We start from the raw sequence: 17,209 nt of genomic DNA, 5'->3' as shown, positions 1-17,209 counted from the left end.
CTCTGCACCGTGGCCGGCATCGAACTACTTCCTTCTTCAGTTGGCCGCGCCGGGCTTGAAGGAGCGAGCCAAGAGGAGAAGATTCGCAGGCTTTTCGGCCAGCCTGCGCGTGAAGTAAGCGTACCAATCACGTCCGTAGGGCAGGTAGACCCGCACCCGGTACCCCTCTTCCGCTAGCCGCCTCTGTTCATTGGTGCGAATGCCATACAGCATCTGGAATTCGAAATCCGTGATGCCCCGGCCCGCGCTCCGGGCATGATGAACGGCCCTTTCGATGAGGCGAGGGTCGTGGGTCGCCACCATGGGATAGCCCTCACCTTCCATCAGGACCTGCAGACAACGATCAAATGCCTTGTCGATTTGTGGACGATTCACGTAAGCCACCGAGGACGGCTCCGCATAGGCTCCCTTGACCAGGCGGACCCGACTTCCCGCGACCGCCAGGCGCCGGCAGTCCGCCAGTGTGCGATGCAGACATGCCTGCAGTGCCACCCCCACCCAGGGAAACTCGGCGCGCAAGTCGTTCAGCACGGACAGCGTCAGGTCAACGGTCGTGTGATCTTCCATGTCGATGGTCACTGTGGCATCCACGGCAGCAGCGGCGGCGCAGATATCCCGAGTCAACTGATAGGCATGCGTGCGTCCGTTATTTGGCAATGCGCTACCAAGCGCTGACAGCTTCACCGATACCTCAGCCATGCCGGGCATCCGCAGTCCGGGAAGCAGACTGAGGTATGCATCGCGTACTGCAGTGGCCTGCTCGGCTGTCGCCGCGCCTTCGCCGAGATGGTCGATCGTCACCTGCATTCCGGAGTTGATGATTCGCCGTGCCACCACGATCACCTCGTCGTCAACCTCGCCGGCGACAAAGCGGCGTGCCACCCCCCTTCCCAGAGAGGATCCGGCGATGATTCCTCGAAGGCGATCACTGGCAGCGGCCATAAGCAACAGCTTATTAGGCAACCCACTTTCCTTCCTGATCCCCTGCTACCGAATGGTGACAGCGAACGACGAGGCGACGACACCACCATGGGCGGCCGCGTAGGCGTGTGGTCAGAACGCTCGCCCGGAATAGAGCGGGTGACGATCCACGAGGCGAGCGACTCGCGTGCGCAGTGCTGCACCTGCCTCCGCACTGACCAAAGTGGCAGCGATGATGTCAGCTACTTCCGTAAAATCGGCGTCAGAAAACCCGCGAGCGGCCAGTCCTGACGTGCCGATCCGCAGCCCGGAGGTGACCATAGGTGGACGTGGGTCAAAGGGCACGGCGTTGCGGTTGACAGTGATGCCAACGTTCTGCAGCAGCCGCTCAGCCTGCACCCCGTCGAGGTTCGCCTGGCTTAGGTCGACCAGCACCAGATGCACGTCGGTGCCTCCGGTGACCACACGGATGCCGGCCTTCAACATGTCGGCAGCGTTGAGCCGATCAGCAACGATTTTCGCTCCCGTTAGGGCACGCCGCTGCTGGTCTTGAAACTGCGGGTCGCTGGCGATCCGGAATGCAACCGCTTTCGCCGCCACGACGTGCGCCAGCGGACCACCTTGCTGGCCTGGGAAAACAGCAGAGTCTAGCCGCCGCGCCATGTCGGGGTCCGCGCTAAGGATCGCGCCACCTCGGGGGCCGCCGAGGGTCTTGTGCGTGGTCAGAGTGACGACGTGTGCATGAGGCACCGGGTTGGGATGCAGCCTAGCCGCCACCAGGCCAGCGAAATGTGCCATGTCTACGAGAAGTAGAGCTCCCACCTCGTCGGCAATTCGCCGGAACCGAGCGAAGTCGAGCGTTCTAGGGTAAGCCGACCAGCCAGCGATGAGCATCTTCGGTCGGTGCTCCCGTGCCAACTCTTCGACCTCATCCATGTCGACCAAGCAATCGGTTACGTTCACGTGATAGCTCACGGCCCGGTACAGCCGGCCCGAGTAGTTGATGCGCATGCCATGTGTCAAATGGCCCCCGTGGGCAAGGTCCAGCCCGAGAATGGTATCGCCCGGTTTGAGCAGCGCAGCCATGACCGCGGCGTTTGCCTGAGATCCGGAGTGTGGTTGCACGTTGGCATATGTGGCAGCAAACAAACGCTTGACTCGCTCAGTTGCCAGGCGTTCAATGTCGTCGATGTACTCGCATCCACTGTAGTAACGCCGCCCGGGGTACCCCTCCGCGTACTTGTTGGTGAGGACCGATCCCTGCGCCTGGAGGACCGCTCGGGGCGCTAAGTTCTCCGATGCGATCATGCCCAGGCTCTCTTGCTGACGCCGCAGTTCGCCGGCCACCGCTTCAGCGATCGCCGGATCGAGGTCGGCTAGGTCGTCGTCGAAGGATGCCATTTTCTACCTACCGAGACTCGTTGCAGAAGGCGAGGTATTCATCCGAGGACATCAGTGGTGGCGCCTCCGCTAGCCGAACGCGCACGAGCCAGCCTTTGCCGTACGGGTCGGCACCGATAAGACTCGGATCTGCGAGAACCTCCTCGTTGACGGCAACGACCTCACCGCTGACGGGCAGATACAACTCGGCCACCGATTTCGTGGACTCTACTTCTCCGCATGCGTCGCCAGCAGTCAGGTGGTTTCCCGGCTCAGGCAACTCCACATAGATCACATCTCCGAGCGCGGTGGCTGCAAACGCGGTGATTCCCACCTCTGCCGGATCGACGGACTCGTTGACCCATTCGTGGTTGATGCTGTACCTGAGATGCTTCGGCACGTTCATATCGCTGTGTCCTCGTGAGTTCTGGCCGCGGGTCACCGCGGACGGCGGTAGAAGGGAAGGGGGGTAATCTGGACCGGCTCGGCGGTTCCCCGGATGATCACGGCAAGGCGTGCTTTCTCATCAGTGCTGGATTGGATGCTGGCCATCGCGACCGGTCGTTTCAGCACCGGCGAAGGGATACCGCTGGTGACGATGCCAACAGGCTCGCCCAGGCCGACGTCGGTCAGCGTTACGACCTGATGGCCTGCGCGTGGAACTCTTTGTCCAGCGGTGACGAGACCCACGAGTCGGCGCGCTGCCCCTGCCTTGCGCACCTCCATCAGCGCGGCCCGCCCGACGAAGTCGCCAGCTTTGTCGAAGGAAACCACCCGTCCCAGTCCGGCGTCAAAGGGGGTTGCTTCTCGATCGATTTCGGAGCCGTACAGCGGCATTCCGGCCTCGATGCGGAGCGAGTCGCGGCAGGCCAGCCCTGTCGGCGACAGGCCGTGGCGTCGTCCGGCTGCAAGTGCCAGTGTCCAGATGCCAGAAGCGTCCTTAGCATCGACGAGCAGCTCGAAGCCGTCCTCCCCGGTATATCCGGTGCGAGCGACCAACGTTGGGCGACCATGGATGGTCGACGTTGTTGCGGTGTAGTAGCGGAGATCGTTGACCGCGGTATCGGTCAGGCCTTCTACGACAGCGGCGGCACGTGGACCCTGCACGGCGATGATGGCCCGCTCATTGGTCCGGTCGGTGACTGCGGCCGCGTAGTGTGCGCAGCGGTCCTTCAGTGCCTGATACGCGGTTCGCGTGTTGACGGCGTTGACGACTAGCAGATACCGGTCGGATGCGAGGCGATAGGCGACGAGGTCGTCCAACACGCCGCCCGTCGCCTCGCAGAGCATGGTGTAACGGGCGCCGCCGACTTGCATCGCTGAGAGGTGGCCGACCAGGGCATAGTCTAGGGCCGAGGCGGCTTCGGGACCCGCAACCTCAAGCTGGCCCATATGACTGAGGTCGAAGAGGCCGGCCTGTTCACGTACAATCCGATGCTCCGCGATTTCGCTTCCGTAGCGGAGCGGCATCCACCAGCCGCTGAACTCGGTAAATCGCGCGCCGAGCGCTACATGCAGGGCGTGCAGCGGTGAGCGAAGCAGGTTCGCGGGACCGTCGTGCATGGAGGCTCTCCTCGTCCCGACGCACGGGCGTCGAACGGTTGGGGGCCTCCCGCTCTGTCATTGACCTGAGAGCTTCACCGCTGGGGCAGCGGCTTGCACCGTGGGTGAGACGAATGGTCGTCTGCTTTCCAGAGTTCACCTTGCCCGCGCGGTAATGGGGCCTGAGAGTTTCTTGGGAGTTTGCTCCTTCGGCGCTCCGCATGACGGAGGCTCTCCCGCGCAGGTTCGAATGGTGCCTATGTAGTTATGAACCTATCGCAGGTTAGGCGATGGCGTGCACCACGTCAACATCATCCAGCCCAGTGCTCGGTCGGCGGCCGAGTCCTCACGCCTACTGCACCATGTGGTGAGCATGGGGGTTATCCTGCCACCACTGAGCGAAGGCGGGGTTGTCGTGCACGTGATCTAGGTAGGCTCGACCGACGGCACGGAACAGCACGGAGCTCTGCTCGTTCGTCAGAGCATCACGCCGCCAGACCACCACCAGTCTTGCCAGCAGCTGCGGCTCGCCCTGCAGGGGCAGCACCCGAGTCCCCGCAGCCGGAGCCCAGGACGGGTCGACCAGCCGAACTCCGTCTCCGGCTGCCACCAACGGGTGCGCGGCACCGCTCGGCGCCTCGTACCGGATCTTCGGCTCAAAGCCCGCCGCCCGACAGGCTCGCCGCAATGAGGCGAGAGAGCCGTCGTCCGGTCCTGGCGGGCACACCCAGGATTCGTCTCGAAGGTCAGCCAATTTCACCTGCTCTCGGCGGGCCTGCGGGTGAGATGCGGACATGGCGACGAAGATCGGGTAGCGGGGCACCAGCGGCCGAGCAGTGAGTGTCGGGCCGATCGGCACCTCAAAACCCTCGAGGATGCCTAGCAACGCGGCATCTAGCTGGCCGCGGTTAAGCGCCTCTACCAACAGCCGCGAGGACGGCTCGATCTGCAGCGCAATCTCCGGATCCGGGAACACCTCCGCAATGCGGCGCACGAGACTCCCCGCGCATGCGATGTGAACGGTTCCGATCCGCAGCAGACCAGGGATGGGGTGCCGGTCGCCGAAATCCTCAACAAGCGCATCCACCTCTGCCAGCACGACGTGGGCACGCCGGAGCACCTGCTTGCCAAGCTCGGTCGGGTGCATGCCGCTGCGGCTACGGACGAACAGCGGGCCTCCGAGCATCTTTTCAATCCGATGCACCTGCGCCGTCAGCGCTGGCTGCGACATGCCCAGGAGGGCGGCGGCACCCGTCACGCTTCCGGCCTCTGCAATGGCACTGATCGCCCGCAGGTGGCGCACATCGATGCCCATGACCGAGATTATGCACGCGGCGGCGGGCAGGTTCGGCGGCAGGTCAAGCGGGCGCGCCGCCCGGTCTCCCGATCGGGCGGCGCGCCTGCATTCGTCACGGTTGGTTCAGTAGCGGGTACTTATCGTTGCGCCCGCGCAGGAGGTCTTCCCATACAGGCTGATGTAGTGGTAGCCGGCGGCCGGACTGGCGATGGCCAGAGACTCGTCATTGCCGGCACCGGTCGAGGAGCGGGTAGCGTTGCTGATGGTGGCCCAACTGGACGGGCTGTAGTAGAGATCGCAGTTGCCCGTGCCGCCGACCACGCCAACAGTGAGGGTGCTGACACCCGCAGGCAGGTAGATGTAGAGGTAGTCGTAGTTGCCGGCCGTTGCGGAGCGCCCGCTGCGCTGACAGTTACGGTCGAGGGTGCGTGTATCCGCACCGGTGCACTCCGGCAGAGTGCTTCCTCCACCCGCCGAGACCGAGATCGTCTGAGAGGATTTCGCAGTCGCTCCTTGGTTGTCGGTGACCGTCAGGGAGACCGTGTAGGTGCCAGCCGCCGCGTAGGTTTTGCTCGGGTTGGTGGCCGACGAAGTGCTTCCGTCACCGAAGCTCCACTGCCGGGAGGCAATGCTGCCGTCGGCATCTGTAGACCGGTCGGTGAAGCTGGCGGTCAGTCCGCTGGTCACGACGCTGAAGGCGGCGGTCGGCGGCTGGTTGGTGGGAGGCGGAGTCGTGCCTCCACCGCAGTCACCGACCGCGCAACGAGTCAGCCAGGCGTCGAAGTCGGCGTTGTAGCGCGTGCCGATGGTGCTGGTCAGGTACGTGCGTGCGGCGTTGAAGGCGCCCGACCGGTAGTAGCCGAGGACGGTCGTCATGTCCTGCCGGTGCGATTGCATCATGTACCGCACGGCGAGATAACCCCAGTTGTAGATGCGCGTCTGGTCGTTATTGTAGGTGGTGTCGAACAGGGTACGAAGCGTGTACGTGTGATTACCTGCCTGGGTCTGCGCGCTGGTGTAGGTGACGTTCCGGTAGGAGTAAGAGACGTACTCGGCGAAGCCTTCGATCCACCAGATAGTAGGCGTAGCGATGTTGGCGCTGAAGTCGCCGTACATGTTGAACCGACCATCGAGGTAATGGGTGTACTCGTGGTTGAGGTTCCAGATTTGGAAGGTTGGCCGAACCCACTCGGCTTCGTAGGCGATAAATCTGGCCTGGTTGTTGGGGTCCGAGGGGTTGCCCTCCAGGTACATGCCGCCGTTATTGGTGTCGATGCCGTAGATGGCGCCCGCGTAGGTCTGGTAGTCAGTGCTCGAGTCGAAAACAACCACCTCAATGTCGTCGTTGACATCACCCGCGACGGGCCCGCTATCGGCAACCATGTTGTGGAAGTAGGCGTCTTGGCCCTTCAGGCTGGCGCAGGATTCGCTCAGCTGAGCTGACGTCATGTCCTGTGCGACGATTTTGATCGATGAGCTGCAGGTGTAGTTGATCTTCAGGACGGCGTTCGTCAACTGGGCGGAGAGGTTGCAGGTGGCGTAGTAGGAGCAGTTGGCGGCGTCGTAAGCCTGCGTCATCTCCGCGACGCCCACCCAAAGCGGCGCCGTCCTACCGGTCATGCTGCTTCCCTGAAGCAGCGCCAACGCCATCGGACGCACCGTCGGCTTGAGCGACGCGTGCTGCAAGAATCGTCCGAGTTCTCGGCCAGCGTTCGAGGTCAGGTAACTCTTGTCCGTCCCAAGAAGATTCGCGTGCCTGTTGGCGAAGTTGTACAAATTGTCGAGCACTGTGCGATCCGCCTGGACAGCGGACACGAATGCGGGCACCTGGTGACCGCGGAAGAGCACCGTGTACACGTTGTTGACCGCGTTGGTCATGTACCACGAGGAGGTGTACGACGAGTTGAAACTCGTCAGAAGCCGGTTCACCACGTAGAGATAGCGCGCATTCTCCTGGGCGCTGTCGATGAGGATGACCGCCTCCGCCAAGGTTTCACCGTTGGCGTCGGTGACCTCCCACGCCCGGGAATTCGCAAAGAAGGCGTCAAGGGCCGATCGGATCGCAGTCTGCAGGGCGGGGCCATATGTTCCCACGTTCGTGTCGTACCACTGAACGTAGTAGCCGGCGCGCAGGTAGAGGACGAGTTGGGTCATGCTGGTGGAGTTGTTTCCAGGGTAGCTAGCGGCACCATCGCGCACCGCGTAGGCGACGCTCACCATCTGCGCCTCACGGAAGGCGTAGTAGGCATCGCTGCCGGAAAGGCTGAACAGGCCGTTGATACAGTCGACGGAGGAGGCTTTGATCTGGCTTACGAGCGCCGATCCGGTTCGACTCGTGAAATCTGCCGTGCTGCACGCGGCAGCCGCGCGGGCACTGCGGTCCGACGGGCGCGCGCGGCGCTTTTGAGTAGCTGGCCGGTCGTAGTCGACGCGGCTGGCGTCCTTCGCGGCTGGCTGCGGAGGACGCTTGTGCGCGGGAAGCGACCGCTCGCTGACATGATCAGCGTCGCCCTTCCCGTGGCCGCTGCCGTCGCCCGCCGCCGGAGGCACCGCGTCGGCCGTCTTGATCTGCGGTTTTACAGATACCGGCCAGGTCGAGTTCGCGGCCGCCGGCGCGGCCATGACGCCACAGGAAAGCGCCAGCGCGGTGAGCGCGCCGCACAGCTGGCCTAATCTTCGCCGCAGCAGGTGTCCAGACATGCTCTCTCCTCATGGGCGAGGTGTGCTCCAGCGAAGGCGATTACGTGCTTCGATGGACGCTTGGGGGGTGGACGCTAGCTACCCGGCTCGGACGGCCACAACAAGGCCACAGGGATCGATGAGAGCGAGCGGCTCCTGCCTTGCCAAAACCTAAAGTCGAGGACGCAGAGGTTGCACGAGCGATCAGTCGGTGTGATGGACACATGACATGAGAACGGGTGGTCTGTGCGTGCGATCGTCCAGGTGTTCACGAAGTAGACACCGGATGGCAACCATGGCGAACATCTTGCTCATCGACGAAGATCATCGCTATCGACGTCTGCTCAGCGACCAGTTGACCAGTCTCGGCCACGCGGTCACAGAAGTCGCCCTGCACGAAAGCGGCCGAACGCTATCTGATCTGACCTGCCATACCCACCAGCGACCGGATGCCGTGATCGTGGATCCGATCATGCCCGCAGTGGACGGCTTACTCCTAATGCGCCTGTTGTGCGTCGCGTCACGGCGGCCGGTGGTGGCGCATACGCTCAACCGCACCGACGACGACGTTGTGAGCCTGCTACGCGCGGGCGCAGACGGTTTCCTGCCCAAGCCATGCCCGCCAGCGGTAGTTGACGCGTGCATTAGCGCCCTGCTGCGTCGCGTGCCACCTGCGCCGCCTCCGGCACCGTCGGAGGTTGGCACGCTCCGCATCGACGTCGCAGGCCGCAGTGTCACAGTAGAGGGACAACCGGTGACGCTGACACGCACTGAGTTCGACCTTCTTTCCTGCCTGGCGGAGCATCCTGGCCGGGTAGTGTCGCGGTCGCTCCTGAGGACAAGAGCGGGAGGAGATGCGGTCTCGGCCGCCTCACTTGACGCTTTGCTGTGCCGCCTCCGGCGCAAGCTCGCTGAGCGCGCTGCCGGTACCAAGTTCCTGCATACCGCCCGAGGCCGCGGAGTCTCATTGCATCCCGTTCCAAGACAGCAGCATGTTGAGAAAGCGTCTGCGAGCGGGCCGACGTGCCGATAGGCATGCATCGCTGCCGAACCCAGGATGGCTGGACGGCGAGGTCCGAAAGCAAGTCGTGGTCGGCCGGGCGCCAAGTCTTCGCGATCTCGGCGCCTCGATGGCGGGAGGAGACTTCTTGCCAGCTCTCATTGACGCAGAGTCATCCCTGTGGAGGTTTGCGGCGGACTGTGTGACGTGAGGCGCCGAGCCACGTCTGTAAGACAGTTCCGTCACGCCCGGCCGGATCCTGCTGTTGATGCTCGCCGAGGGCGCCTGCGTCTCTTTCGCAGAGAAGCCGCCAGTTTGTTCTTCCAGCGGGTCTCCGACCACAAGTGACAGGCAGGCCTGGTCATCACGAGCAAGAAGCCTCCGGCCCTCTAAGGGCGCATGTGAGGTGCAACTTCGCCGCAGTCATGATCGGCAGCCGATGCGACCAGCCCTCAGCTAGTACGACTGCCGGCGTTTGGGATCATGACTAAAGTCCGAAGTTGAGCCGGGGTGTGTAGTGGGCTCGTCGGACTCGGGCCTGATCGGGTGAGTGAGGCAGGCGTTGATCAGGCGGCGGGCCTCGTTGGCCTGAGCTTGATCAGTCCGGCATCGGCGGGGTCGTGGTCGGCGGCGTCGCGGTATTCACCGGGAACCGCGGCGCAGATCGGTCACCTCGGGTTACGGCGTGCAATCGGCCGAGGCGTAGGTAGCTACGGCGCCGACATTGGAGCTCTCCACGCACACTCGCGCCGGACGAACCCATGTCCCGAAGGGCCTCAGCGGCGGCAAGCGTGATCGCGGTGCCGTTACCGTGGCCTCGGTGACTGCGGTGCACGCCCATCGGTTCCAGCAGTCCTGGCCGCCCCGGGCCGACTGATCAAACAGCCGCGACTGCCACAGCGTCGTCGTTTTGATCGAATGCCACGGGGCAGCGCGTGTCAGCGTAGAACGGGCCACCGGCTATCGCTCGCCAACGCCCGACCATGCGGCGACGGTCGGCATCACTGAAGGGTGAGCCGCGGAACGCGGACCAGTGGAGGCCGACCCACACCTCGGCGCGGTCGGTCTCGATCGTCTCGATGCGCACCCCGCGCTCCTGTACCGGGTCCGAGACCGCGGTGGAACGTTGTCCACGGCTCATTCCGCTCCAGCAGCAATTGGGTGAGACGCTCCGCACCTCGGGCTTCGACGGTCCCACCGTCAGGAGCCAGGACACACCTTGGGGTGTCGAGATCAGCGGTGAACCGGTGGGCCAGTGCCTCGTCATCATGCCAGTCGGGAGCGGCCGCCATGCGCACCAGGTCGGCGCCGTCCAGTGGCCCGATCGCGAGAGCCTCCCCGTTACGCGACCACGCCCGGATTGCAGCGGCCGTAGCCGCCGCACCATGTAACGAGTGCCACCCAAGATCGCGGGAACGCAGATGCAGTGGTCCTCCGTCGTACTGCCACCGCTTGAGCGCATGCACCGCTGGTGACAGCTCATCAACGCTGGGGGTCTGCAAGTTGATGCTCATGAGTGCGCTCAAACCCAACGAGCGGCCTGGCGCCATCGACTTTCGAAGGAGCCAGCATTAATCACGGCTCGTCGATGTCTGCAGCCAGGTCGTCATCAGGCCGTCGGACGCCATCTGCAACGACGATGAACAACGACTGGCGACGAGGTTGCGGCGCGCGCGTAAGTGGGATCGTCGGGCTCGGGCTTGATGCCGGCCCCGCCACTGCGACCAGTGTAAACGGTGAGCGAGGTCGCTGATCGGGCGGATGATGCAGGTATTGATCAGGCGGCAGCCCTCATCGACTAGCTTGATCGGTCCGGTGTCGGCAGGGTCATGGCGGCCCGCGTCGGGGGCGCAGATCGCCAGGGCGGCCAGGGCGAGGCTGGCGAAGCGGTGCCAGGAGCCCCAGCGGGGGACCTGGCGCTGGTTCAGGCGGACCTGGCTCTTGGCGGCCTGGAAGGCTTCTTCGACGGTACAGCGCATCCCGGCGGCGCGGACGAGGTGGGCGAGCGTGGTCGGCCCGGGGATCCAGCAGCGGTAGAAGGTCAGCTCACCGGCGCTGGTTTTGCGGCCGGATCAGCAAGACTGTGTCAGCCGCCGTCGTCGGTGCACACGTCGTCGAGCCAGGCCCACTCGTAGAAGCGCGGGCCCTTGGATCCGGCACCGGCCGATCGGCGTTGCCATGCCGAGGCGGGCAGGTCAGCCGCGATGCAGTCGGCGCGGACGCGGGTCTTACCGCCGCCGAGCGGCACCAGGTGACCGCAGGACACCGCCAAGACATAGCCGATCTCGTGTCCGCACAGGCAGCACGGAAGACACCGCTGTTGTCGTAAGCCTCGTCCGCGGCCGCCCCCCGGCGGCACTTCGCGTTCAGCGCGGCGGTGATCATCTAGGCGGTCAGCTCCGGCTTGGCGGCGAACCCGACCTCGCCAGAGCACCCCAGCAGCTGCGCAGAGATCCCATTCGGCGGTCCACGACGCCGGCAGATACACCAGCCGGTCGATCAAGCGGTGCACATTGGCGCCGGCGTAGCCAGGAGCACCCCGACCTGGTGTTCTCCATCCGCCCCGCCGTGCCGGTGTACTGCCGCTGCACTCGACCGCGTGACGCCTTTCTTCAGGTCACCGATGTCGTCGACGACCAGGATCGCGTCCGGATCACCGAACCGGGAGGTGATCATCTGCCTCAGGTCTTCACGGCCGGCGTCGGCATCCCACACCGCCCGGTACAACAGTTGCTGCATCGCATCCGGCCGGCATGCCCGGCCCGCTCGCCCAACTGCCAACACGTCTTGACCTCGCAATCGGGAGCGCAGCCCGTCACGATTGCCCCGCGCTCGAGGCGCTCGACCCGCCCGAACTGGCCGCGCAGCACCTCAGCCAGCACCCGCTCCCACCGGCCAAGGGCTACGTTGTGGTACTCGGCCGCCGCCAGATCTGATGTGGGGTCCACAACGCACAAACGATCCTGCGGTCTCCACCCCCGTCCACCCCGTCAGAGCAGCGACATCTCAAACGGCGGCTGCCGTACTAGCAGCCGGTGTCGACCAGCAGACCCGGGCGGGTGGCCGCCTGCGGCCCAAGGCCAACTTCTGGTGGCCTGGTCAGGTCCCACAGGGGGAAGGAAACCGCCCGCAAGGACAGGCCATGAAGTGCCGAAACTCTCCCGGCTAGGGCTGGACGAGACCCCCTACATCGCTATTACTGCGCCCTCAGGGCACAATGAGATAGCCCGCCTGGCTTCGCTGAAGTGTAGGAAGCACCAGTAAACCCTGTACACCCGGTTACCCGGGGCTCGCGCCACCGATAACCGCGCTATTCACCGTCGCCAGGCGCCTCGGGAGTCGCAGGTGGACACCTCGACCACCGGGGCTGGAAAACACGACTCTCCATTGCGAAGATGGAGTAGGTGTCGAGGACAGCCTGGAAGAACTCGTCGGCTTGCTCGACGCTGATACGACGCCGGTGCCACCACAAGGTGAGGTGCATACGTAGCGGCTCACCAGCAAGCGGGACGATCGTAATTCCCGGGCCGCCGCGAGAGGTAGGCTCCACAAGCCGAACAGCCCGCCCCGACGCTATAAGCGGCCCTCCCCCGCCGCTAGGGACGTCGAACTGGATCTTCGGGGTGAATCCCGCCTTGCGGGCCGCCTCCCAGAAAGCGGACAGGGAGCCGTCCTCTCCACCCGGTGGCCTAATCCACGACTCCTCGGCCAGCTCTATTAGTGGCACCTCCTGAAGTGCGGCCAGTCTGTGAGAGCTGGAGATGGCGACGTATACGGGGATCGCCGGCGCAAGCACCCTCTCGCCTAGCTCTCGCGGGAGCGGTATCTGCTGAGATTCCGCGATAGCCAGCACCGCGACGTCCAGGTCGCCGTGCACGAGACGCTGAGCCAAAGTCGAACTGGAAGGCTCAACACACATGGAGAAGGAGATGTGCGGGAAGCTGTCCTCAAGGCGCTGAAACAGTGACGATACGCACTCCATGTGAACGGACCCGAAACGGATCACACCAGCTGGCCCCACGATCTCTCCTCCCAACGCATCCATCTCAGCGACCAGCAGACGAGACCGTCGCACGAACTGCTCTCCGAAGGTAGTCGGGCGAGCACCGCTGCGGCTACGCAGGAATATTTGATGACCGGCCAGTCGCTCGACTCGCTGGAGCAGAGTCGTTACAGAGGGCTGCGAAATCCCGAGCTTGGACGCCGCCTTGGAGATGCTGCCGGTGTCCGCGATTGCGCAAATAGCCCTAAGGTGCCGAATCTCCAGATCCATATAACCAGCCTATCCGCCCACGTCCGGACAAGGAAGTCACCCCACCCCTTCCCCCAGCAAACCCGGAGTGTCCGCACCAACTGTAAGGAATACGTATAAATCTCGGAACCAGAGCGATCGAGCTCGATAGTCGTGCTCTATGGGCCTTCGCTATAACAAACGGTCGATTCGAGCGAGAACACCGCTGTGCAGCTAAGCGAGGTCTTCCAGCAGGTGCCCCGCGAGCGCTTGATGATCCCGGCACCGCGCAAGAGGGTCGTTCGTCATCCGACTCCTCCCCAGCCCTAAGGCAGATCACTCGCGACCTCTGGGCAACGAGTCACCGCGGTCCATGTCCATCGTTGTTAACTGGCTCACGCAGACATCTCATTGCACGGAGGTGTCCGTTTTGCCCTCTACCGCAGCCTCATTCGGCCGGCCAACTGGAGAACAAGAACTAGAAGACCGGTGCGGGCCACTCGGTGGCAGGTGACCGACGTGCGGCATGTCACGGCGATCGGACGGAGTCAGCTGGCTTTCACCGCCAGCACGGGGCAGGATACCCGAAGCAAGATCTCCTGGGCGGTCGATCCCAGGATTAGTTTGCCGATAGGGCTTCGATGCCGTATACCGATGACCACCAGTGACACATCAGCCGCCTCCGCGAGGTCGGCGATCTCCTCGGCTGCATCCCGTCCCTGCATGAGCTGCCGTATCGCGTAGCGAACCTCAGCCGCATCTAGCTCGCGGGTCACCAGATCTAGATCAGGCTGCTGGGCAAAGCACGGGTCTACGTATGCGTCCCCTCGAGAGGTATTAACTACGAGCACCGGCTCGTTGCGAAACCGTGCTTGAATGATAGCGGCGCGCAAGGCAGCCTGGCCCATGGGTGAGGGAACATATCCAACTAGGACCGTCATTCGGTCGCCAACCTTCCGTTCCACCGGCGGAGAACAAGCCGTCGGATGAGGGGCCAGAGAAGCACCACCAGGACAGTGGCGTAGATCAAGTAAGACACCCAGCCGCCTAACAGCCCATGCAATTCACCACCGGAGAGCTGCAATGCGCGTCGACCTTGGAGCTCAGCACGCGGGGCCAGAATCACGCCGACGATCAGCGGCAGGATCGGGAGCCCGAATCGGCGAAGGCCGAAGCCGAGCAGTCCGAGAAGGAGCAGTAGAAACAAGTCGAAGGGCTGCGCGTTGACGGCGTAGGCTCCCATTGAGGCGAAGAAGAGGATACCTGCGTACAGGTAGGGCCGAGGCACGCGCAGCAGCCGGGCCCAGGCTGGAGCGAGCGGCAGGTTCAAAACCAGCAGCAACAAGTTGCCGATGAAGAGGCTGGCGATCAGGGTCCAGACGAGCCCGGACTCCCGTTCGAAGAGCAGCGGACCAGGTTGGATGCCGTACTGTTCGAACGCCGCCAGCATCACTGCGGCCGTGGCGTTGGTGGGCAGGCCGATGGCCAGCATGGGAACTAGTGTGCCGGCGGCCGATGCATTATTAGCGGCTTCGGGGCCGGCGACACCCTCGATGGCGCCTCGGCCGAATTCCTCCTTGTGCTTGGACAACCGCTTCTCAGTGGCGTACGACAGGAACGTGGGAATCTCAGCTCCTCCGGCAGGCAGCGCTCCGAAGGGAAATCCATAAGCGGTGCCGCGCAGCCAGGGCTTCCATGACCGTCGCCAGTCTTCGCGGCCCATCCACGGCCGTCCCACGGGAATGACCTCGGCGGCTCTGCGGCGGAGGTGTGCCGCGATCCAGAGCGCTTCCCCCACGGCGAAAATGCCGACAGCAACGACAACCACATCTATCCCGTCAGCAAGCTGTGGAATGCCGAGAGTGAGTCGCTGCTGTCCGGTCACCTTGTCGATGCCAACCAAGCCGATCAGCAGACCGAGCAGCAACGAGGCGAAGCCCCGCACTCGCGAGGCGCCCAGCACCGCAGTTACTGCGACGAACGCGAGCAACATCAGGGCGAAGTAGTCCGGCGCCCCTAGGCTGATCGCAAAGCGGACCACCGGTGGGGTCACCACTACCAGCAGCAGGGTGGCGATGGTCCCAGCGACGAACGACCCAATCGCAGCTGTAGCCAACGCCTGCGCCGCTCGACCGGCCTTGGCCATCTTGTTGCCCTCGATCGCGGTCACCACGGACGAGGATTCACCCGGAGTGTTGAGCAGGATCGAGGTGGTCGACCCGCCGTACATGCCACCGTAGAAAATGCCGGCGAACATGATGAAGGCCTGAGTGGGCTCCATGCCGTAAGTGACCGGCAGTAGAAGCGCCACGGTCATCGCCGGGCCGATGCCCGGCAGCACGCCGACCGCGGTGCCGATGGTGACGCCGAGCAGCGCGATGAGCAGGTTCATCGGCGTCACAACATGAGCGAATCCATCAAGCAGTGAGTTGAGATTCTGCATTTACAGGATCCCTCTCAGAACGCCGGCCGGCAGGTTCACGCCAAGCCCGATAGCAAATGTGTAGAATGTAAGGAGCGAAAGCCCAAGGGCGAGCAGCAGGTTCCGGATGTGGTGGCGGTTTCCGAGCGCGAAGGCTGCGCCCCAGAAAAGGAGAGTCCCGCTGATCACCCAGCCGAGCGGTTCGATCAGCACCGCGTTAGTCAGGAACGCTCCGACGAGAAGCAGCACGGTCCGCCAGTCGATTGGCGTGTCAAGGTCGACGTCCTCGCCGGCCTCAGGCTCGCCAGCGCCGCCTCGGGCCACGTCGATGGCGTAGAATGCGGCGACAGCCAGCAGAAGCAGCCCGAGAAGGATCGGCACCGGTTTGGGGCCCAGAGAGTCGGCACTGCTCACCGCCTGCCCGATCCGTGCTGCGTCGAAAATGACACCGCCCCCGACCAGGGCGAGAAAGGCGCAGACGAGGTATTGCGCTCGGTCCGGCTTCGATACGGGCGTTACGGCACCTGCTACCGAGCCGGTCGCTCTCGTAGTATCAGGCGCAGGAGATGCAGGTGGTACTGTGCCATCTTCACTGGATCCCTCGGACGCTGGCTGAATCGGGGTGTCGGGCAGGACCGGTGACCGAGACGGCGAAGCGCCGTCTCGGTCCGGCCGGGAGGACGGGCGGGTCATGCCAGGCCGAGTTGCTTGAGTAGATCGGCCACCGACTTGTCCTGTTCGGTAAGGAAGGCGGCGAACTGATCACCAGTTAGGAAGGCGTCGGTCCATCCACGCTTAGTCAGTTCAGTCTTCCATTCGGTGGAGTCGTGCATTTTTGTCAGAACGTCGATCCATACCTTCTTGTCGGCGTCGCTGATCCCAGGAGGCGCTACAACGCCCCGCCAGTTGGTGAAGACAAGGCCGATGCCAGCGGACTTCAACGTCGGTACATCCTTGAGCGCGTCAACCGGTTCTTCGCTGGTTACGGCGAGAACGCGGAGCTGCCCGGCCTCAACCTGGTCGAGGAATTCCCCGAATCCGCTCGCACCGAAGGCCACCTTGCCGCCGAGGAGAGCCGGTAGCAGCTCGCCGCCACCGTCGTAGGAGATGTAGTTGACTTGACGGGGGTCGATGCCGACTGTTTTCGCGAGCTGCATAGGCAGCAGATGATCCGGACCACCGGGGGAGGAACCTCCGCCGACCGCGATGCTCTTCGGCTTGGCCTTCCAGGCCGCGACCAGGTCGTTTATCGTTCGGTACGGCGAGTTCTTCGGTACGACGATGGCACCGGCTTCCTCGATCATCTTGGCCAGCGGCGTCGTTTTTGTCAGCGTGGCGGACGACTTCGAGGTGTAGGAAGCTCCGACCACGCCGAGGCCCATCTGCATGGCGAGCTTGCCGTTACCCTTCTCGTTCACGATTCTCTGTAGTCCCACCGTGCCGCCCGCGCCGGGGAGGTTGAAGACCTGCACTCCGGTGGCGATCTTTGCGTCGTCCATCACCTTCGCGGCAGTTCGGGCCGTGGTGTCATACCCGCCCCCCGGGCTGTTCGGCACCATGATCCGCAGACCGGTGACCGGCTTCCCGTCGCCGCCGGCCCCCGCCTCCTCCTTCCCTGCGGTGGCGCCACAGCCCCCGAGGGCAAGGGCCGTAGCTGCCGCGACACCTACCACTAGTGCGTTCCATCTGGTTGTCATCATGTTTCTCTTCCGTTTCGAATCAGACCGGCGGCAAGAT

15 protein-coding genes, 1 pseudogene and 2 riboswitches are annotated in these 17,209 nt (G+C 63.9%); of the genes and pseudogenes, 1 reads left to right on the top strand and 15 read right to left on the bottom strand.

Annotated features, from left to right (window positions below):
- Window positions 1-36: 36 nt before the first annotated feature.
- The 6 genes from ACN27C_RS20250 to ACN27C_RS20225 all read right to left on the bottom strand — a co-directional run bounded on the left by ACN27C_RS20250 (window position 37) and on the right by ACN27C_RS20225 (window position 7,840).
- Window positions 37-963, bottom strand: a complete 927-nt coding sequence (locus ACN27C_RS20250; protein ID WP_120569313.1) for a proline dehydrogenase family protein — start codon at window positions 961-963, stop codon at window positions 37-39.
- A 90-nt stretch (window positions 964-1,053) separates the two neighbouring features.
- Window positions 1,054-2,322 carry a serine hydroxymethyltransferase gene (gene glyA / locus ACN27C_RS20245; protein WP_422747397.1) on the bottom strand — a complete coding sequence of 423 codons (1,269 nt, stop codon included), beginning with the start codon at window positions 2,320-2,322 and terminating at the stop codon, window positions 1,054-1,056.
- 7 nt (window positions 2,323-2,329) lie between these two features.
- The gene (gene gcvH / locus ACN27C_RS20240; protein WP_120569311.1) at window positions 2,330-2,707 is read right to left on the bottom strand and encodes a glycine cleavage system protein GcvH; all 378 of its coding nucleotides are present in this window, start codon (window positions 2,705-2,707) and stop codon (window positions 2,330-2,332) included.
- 32 nt (window positions 2,708-2,739) lie between these two features.
- Window positions 2,740-3,864 (bottom strand): glycine cleavage system aminomethyltransferase GcvT, encoded by a 1,125-nt coding sequence (gene gcvT / locus ACN27C_RS20235; protein WP_120569310.1) that lies wholly within the window; start codon window positions 3,862-3,864, stop codon window positions 2,740-2,742.
- A gap of 44 nt (window positions 3,865-3,908) precedes the next feature.
- A riboswitch (glycine riboswitch) is annotated at window positions 3,909-4,003 on the bottom strand.
- A riboswitch (glycine riboswitch) is annotated at window positions 4,004-4,092 on the bottom strand. It abuts the riboswitch before it with no gap.
- A 103-nt stretch (window positions 4,093-4,195) separates the two neighbouring features.
- Window positions 4,196-5,158 (bottom strand): LysR family transcriptional regulator, encoded by a 963-nt coding sequence (locus ACN27C_RS20230; protein WP_120569309.1) that lies wholly within the window; start codon window positions 5,156-5,158, stop codon window positions 4,196-4,198.
- A gap of 105 nt (window positions 5,159-5,263) precedes the next feature.
- A complete protein-coding gene (locus tag ACN27C_RS20225; RefSeq protein WP_422747394.1) occupies window positions 5,264-7,840 on the bottom strand; it encodes a collagenase in 2,577 nt (858 codons plus the stop codon).
- A gap of 208 nt (window positions 7,841-8,048) precedes the next feature.
- Between ACN27C_RS20225 and ACN27C_RS20220 the strand changes: the two genes are divergently transcribed.
- On the top strand, window positions 8,049-8,852 hold the full coding sequence (locus ACN27C_RS20220) for a response regulator transcription factor (RefSeq protein ID WP_120569307.1): 804 nt from the start codon (window positions 8,049-8,051) through the stop codon (window positions 8,850-8,852).
- Window positions 8,853-9,497: 645 nt separating this feature from the next.
- Here ACN27C_RS20220 and ACN27C_RS20215 read toward each other — a convergent pair.
- The 9 genes and pseudogenes from ACN27C_RS20215 to ACN27C_RS20175 form a co-directional block, all read right to left on the bottom strand.
- A pseudogene (locus ACN27C_RS20215) lies at window positions 9,498-10,333 on the bottom strand (GNAT family N-acetyltransferase).
- 57 nt (window positions 10,334-10,390) lie between these two features.
- Window positions 10,391-10,798, bottom strand: a complete 408-nt coding sequence (locus tag ACN27C_RS20210; protein WP_162959070.1) for a hypothetical protein — start codon at window positions 10,796-10,798, stop codon at window positions 10,391-10,393.
- 107 nt (window positions 10,799-10,905) lie between these two features.
- Complete coding sequence (locus tag ACN27C_RS20205; RefSeq protein WP_120569305.1) at window positions 10,906-11,085, bottom strand: hypothetical protein; 180 nt, start codon at window positions 11,083-11,085, stop codon at window positions 10,906-10,908.
- Between the two features lie 233 nt (window positions 11,086-11,318).
- Complete coding sequence (locus ACN27C_RS20200) at window positions 11,319-11,558, bottom strand: hypothetical protein (RefSeq protein ID WP_120569304.1); 240 nt, start codon at window positions 11,556-11,558, stop codon at window positions 11,319-11,321.
- Between the two features lie 571 nt (window positions 11,559-12,129).
- Window positions 12,130-13,092, bottom strand: coding sequence for a LysR family transcriptional regulator (locus ACN27C_RS20195; RefSeq protein WP_120569303.1), 963 nt, complete (start codon window positions 13,090-13,092; stop codon window positions 12,130-12,132).
- Window positions 13,093-13,598: 506 nt separating this feature from the next.
- A complete protein-coding gene (locus tag ACN27C_RS20190) occupies window positions 13,599-13,991 on the bottom strand; it encodes a universal stress protein (protein WP_120569302.1) in 393 nt (130 codons plus the stop codon).
- Window positions 13,988-15,493 carry a tripartite tricarboxylate transporter permease gene (locus tag ACN27C_RS20185; protein WP_422747389.1) on the bottom strand — a complete coding sequence of 502 codons (1,506 nt, stop codon included), beginning with the start codon at window positions 15,491-15,493 and terminating at the stop codon, window positions 13,988-13,990. Before ACN27C_RS20185 ends, ACN27C_RS20190 begins: the two co-directional genes overlap by 4 nt.
- The gene (locus tag ACN27C_RS20180; protein WP_120569300.1) at window positions 15,494-16,165 is read right to left on the bottom strand and encodes a tripartite tricarboxylate transporter TctB family protein; all 672 of its coding nucleotides are present in this window, start codon (window positions 16,163-16,165) and stop codon (window positions 15,494-15,496) included. It lies immediately after the preceding gene.
- Window positions 16,162-17,172 carry a Bug family tripartite tricarboxylate transporter substrate binding protein gene (locus ACN27C_RS20175; protein WP_120569299.1) on the bottom strand — a complete coding sequence of 337 codons (1,011 nt, stop codon included), beginning with the start codon at window positions 17,170-17,172 and terminating at the stop codon, window positions 16,162-16,164. The genes ACN27C_RS20180 and ACN27C_RS20175 overlap by 4 nt, the downstream gene beginning before the upstream one ends.
- Window positions 17,173-17,209 lie beyond the last annotated feature (37 nt).

This window comes from Micromonospora sp. WMMD1219, from assembly GCF_049315215.1.
GTDB lineage: Bacteria > Actinomycetota > Actinomycetes > Mycobacteriales > Micromonosporaceae > Micromonospora > Micromonospora tulbaghiae.
The sequence above is the reverse complement of the archived record's forward strand: the minus strand, read 5'-3'. Positions and strand labels throughout refer to the sequence as shown.